Genomic DNA, 1,172 nt, shown 5'->3' on the forward strand with positions numbered 1-1,172 from the left:
GACCTTTTGTCTTGATGAAGTCTTTAGCACCAGGCACTTTTGGTTTCTTTGGCTTGGGTTCACTGACGAACTTTTCAAGCTCAGAGCCCTTTACGAAAAATGTTGCGGATGTCCCTTGGATATGGATGATATACCCATCACTGTTGAATTTGGCATTTCCATTCGCAGCACCGTCCGTGAACTTGAACTCCTGCCCTTCTTTTGCTTCGATAAGATTCACTTTAAGTGATTTTAGTTTATATGTTTGAGTATTACTCATTTTGTTCTCCTTGCAACTCATTTGTAATGTCAATGAGTTTTTGTTTTGCTACATAATTCTTAATTGCCGTCGGCACTTGTTTCTTGATAATTTTTGTCATTTTCTCAAAGAACTTGTTTAGTTCCTCATCAATGTAGTCCTGTGCTAATTCACCTGCATTTGCGAATAACTCTTTAAGCACCTTACCGTCATTGAAATTAGGGCATAGGTCAATCTTGTTTTGCTCTTTAAGTCTATGCACATACTTTTGAACTCTGTTGTCCCCAATCACTTGCTCACCATTAATAAGCATTTTAATTGCAGTGATTGCTTCGTCTTCGGTTTTCAATCTAACGTCTTTAGAACCCATGGTTTCCTTGAATTCCTCTGACACGAACTTAATTCTTGTTTTGGAATCATATGACTTGATTACCACACCTTCCCTATTGAAAGTCTTGTCAAGCAATGAAGGCTGCTTTTCAATTAGGTTAGGCAAGTCTGCAAGCAGTTCATTCACTGTCGCGGTCTTGATGAAAGGAACTTTTTGGAAGAATGGAACATTTGCCACATTTCCTCGGGTAAGTCAAATCAATGCCCCTTCATTTTCCTCGTCCCTTTCACCATAAGTGACGTCAAATAGGTAAAAAGTGTTCTTTAATGTTCTATTGTAACCTATCTTACCTTGCATCAGTCATTCACCATGGAAGTTAATTGGAAATACGTCAAAATCATAATGAGAACCTATGAATTCCAAAATTCTTTCCTTGTTGTCATTTACCCATTGCACAAGACCATTTCAGTTGCCCGGTTCATTTTGGTCAATCTCTGTCGTTCTAGAGAAAAGTCTAATTGTTTTTTCATCATAAATGGAAATGGTCACATTTGAACCATCAAGTTTTTCCTCTACATAAAATACGTCTTTATCCTTGTCAAT

At 37.5% G+C, this 1,172-nt stretch carries 3 protein-coding genes; all 3 read right to left on the reverse strand.

Going from position 1 to position 1,172, the window contains the following annotated elements; all coding sequences use genetic code 11:
* Positions 1-259, reverse strand: a 259-nt coding sequence (locus N1032_RS23445) for a hypothetical protein (protein ID WP_259542766.1), incomplete at its 3' end; no start/stop codon positions are given.
* Positions 252-806, reverse strand: a complete 555-nt coding sequence (locus tag N1032_RS23450; RefSeq protein WP_259542767.1) for a hypothetical protein — start codon at positions 804-806, stop codon at positions 252-254. The genes N1032_RS23445 and N1032_RS23450, both read right to left, overlap by 8 nt.
* A 228-nt stretch (positions 807-1,034) precedes the next feature.
* Entirely contained in the window at positions 1,035-1,172 is a 138-nt protein-coding gene (locus tag N1032_RS28505; RefSeq protein ID WP_407933075.1) for an RNA ligase family protein, read from the reverse strand.

The sequence above is a fragment of the Herbiconiux daphne genome (assembly GCF_024979295.1).
Classification (GTDB): Bacteria; Actinomycetota; Actinomycetes; order Actinomycetales; family Microbacteriaceae; genus Herbiconiux; species Herbiconiux daphnes.